Raw genomic sequence first — 2,383 nt, forward strand, 5'->3', positions numbered from 1 at the left:
TACGCTTTACAACATCAACTAAACTCCAATCACGGTTGACGCAACCGCTCACGTAGTTTAGTCATCACGTTAGGCTAAATAATGAGTATACTTTCAAAAAAAAATTATAACTAAATAATGAATTTTCTCTGTAAAACAGTATTAATGTTTTTTGGGTTCAATTTTTTAATCAGTTGTACTCAAAAGACTCTTAATAAAGGAAATCAAATCTATGAATCAGATTTATCAACTTATGCCGATCATTATTCATTTTCTTTACCAACAAAAGAAAGCTTAGATGAAAAGGTTTCACATATAGTTACAGGAAAAATAATTAGTAATACTGAATATAGAAATTTTTCAATTTATTCTTTAAAAGTTAAAGAGATCTATAAAGGGACATCAAAAATAGAAATAATTAATTTAATAGAATTGAAAAGAAGTCAATTATCATCAAAGATCATTAATGGGGATAGTTACCTTTTTTTTGGCACTCTAATAAATAATATAATGAACACTAATCCAGTCTTAGAAGGAGTAAGACCAAAGAATAAATTAGATAATACCAATATAAATATACCAGTCACATTGGTATTACCACCAATTGGCAGTATTACATCTAATAAATTCAATTTTGCAAATGCTCTGACTAAGAAAGATTATTCGTTACTAGAAAAGTTATTCGAAAAAAATAAGACACTTTTTTATGTAACATCATTCAACTTTCATTCGGTTGATAGTTTTGAAGCTCAAAAAATCATCGAATATTATAAGTAATTTACTTAGCCTAACAATAGCTAATCTCCATCCATCGGGTGACGCACCCACTGGACGTAGTTTAGCATTCACGTTAGCCAAAATATTTCATTAGTACTTAATAAATTAATAATTATCATTCCAATTGAATTAAAAAAAATATTGATACTCTTTTTTCAGCTATTATTATTACTTAGCTGTAAACAAGAAAAAATTAAAGCTAACGTATTTTTCTTTGAAAATTTCACAAGTAACTACTTTGAAAAAATGCATCATGAGGAATTAATTACATATAGTTTAAGTTTTACTCCTTTAAAAGATACATTATATGTTACATTTGAAAATTCTACTTCAACGAAAAAAATAACAGAAATTTATGAAAAAGTATTAAATATAAAATCTAATAATGATATATTTTATGAGTCAATAAATGATGATTTAGACAATAATAATATTCTAAATCTTAAAGGTGATAAAGAAATAAACTTCATTTATTATAAATCATTTAGATTATTATGCCTTTACAAAGAAATTGGTGAAGATACAATCATAAGACAAAAAGAGATAATAGATCAGTTACAAACAATAAATAAACATAAGTAATAAAATAAACATACTTTGGCTAACAACAGCTAAAACTCCACGCTCGGGTGACGCACCCTCTCACGTAGTTTAGCCATCACGTTATATGGAATCATCATCAAACAAACTATGAAAAAACAGATATACTTATTCTTAAACATATTACTTTTCAGTTGCTCAATTGAATCTTCAATTTTATCAGAATCAGCAAGTAAAGGTATTGATGATATCTTAAAATTTTACGGTGGTTTCTGTGAATATTCTGTCGGTAAGGTTGTTGCCACAGATGAACCTACAACTACTTATTTTGAAGTGAAATTATCTAAGAGTAAAGGTGTAGAAAAATTTAAAAAAGATTCAAAATTTGCGTCGTCGAATATTGCTTATAGACTTTACAGGAATTTGACAAAAGAAGAAAAATCTAATTATTCAGAAATTCGTACAATAATAATTTTTGAAAGTGGAATAACAAAAAAGTATTCTTTTAAGACTAATGAGTTAGAGACAGTAGACAACAAAACAAAAACAGTAGATTTAGTTGTAGATTATTTAAAGGACAAGGATTTTGAGAAAATTTCAACTATTCTAAATGATAGTTCTGTTATAGAATATGATAAAGATGCATTAATCACACAAATGGAAAAAGTTGATTCTAAATATGGAAATATAACTGAAGAAGGGTTTCGGATCTTTGGGTATCGAAAAGTAAAATATAACAGAAAATACAAAAAATATTTAAGGATATCAGGAGCGATTATTAGAGACAATAATTCTAATGAACTTAGTGTTGTAATGGATCCTGAAAAAGAAAACAATGAAGTTTTAACATTAGAATATGCAATGTAAAATCCATATAACAACAGCTAAAACTCCATGTGTCGGGTGACGCACCCTCACACGTAGTTTAGCCATCACGTTCTCAGCAATTTTTTAAGCAAAACGACCATTGAAACAAAAATTAAATAAATATTATTCATTTATCCTTTTGGGAATTTTAAGTTTTTTCGCAGCAAATTCGATAATGGGAAAAATTACTTTTGGATATGGATTGGGAGATATTTTTTAC

General features: G+C 27.1%; 3 protein-coding genes. All 3 read left to right on the forward strand.

Annotated elements, in window-relative coordinates; all coding sequences use genetic code 11:
- The first annotated feature begins 117 nt into the window (after positions 1-117).
- The 3 genes from HGP29_RS27960 to HGP29_RS27970 all read left to right on the forward strand — a co-directional run bounded on the left by HGP29_RS27960 (position 118) and on the right by HGP29_RS27970 (position 2,163).
- Positions 118-756 carry a hypothetical protein gene (locus tag HGP29_RS27960; RefSeq protein ID WP_168885773.1) on the forward strand — a complete coding sequence of 213 codons (639 nt, stop codon included), beginning with the start codon at positions 118-120 and terminating at the stop codon, positions 754-756.
- A 141-nt stretch (positions 757-897) separates the two neighbouring features.
- Complete coding sequence (locus HGP29_RS27965) at positions 898-1,338, forward strand: hypothetical protein (RefSeq protein WP_168885774.1); 441 nt, start codon at positions 898-900, stop codon at positions 1,336-1,338.
- Positions 1,339-1,446: 108 nt separating this feature from the next.
- The gene (locus HGP29_RS27970; protein ID WP_168885775.1) at positions 1,447-2,163 is read left to right on the forward strand and encodes a hypothetical protein; all 717 of its coding nucleotides are present in this window, start codon (positions 1,447-1,449) and stop codon (positions 2,161-2,163) included.
- Positions 2,164-2,383 lie beyond the last annotated feature (220 nt).

Source organism: Flammeovirga agarivorans (assembly GCF_012641475.1).
Lineage (GTDB): Bacteria > Bacteroidota > Bacteroidia > Cytophagales > Flammeovirgaceae > Flammeovirga > Flammeovirga agarivorans.

What these genes read in the sequence shown, in the direction of transcription:
- HGP29_RS27960 (WP_168885773.1), top strand. Translation starts at nt 118, where the DNA reads ATGAATTTTCTCTGTAAAACAGTATTAATGTTTTTTGGGTTCAATTTT.
- HGP29_RS27970 (WP_168885775.1), top strand. Translation starts at nt 1,447, where the DNA reads ATGAAAAAACAGATATACTTATTCTTAAACATATTACTTTTCAGTTGC.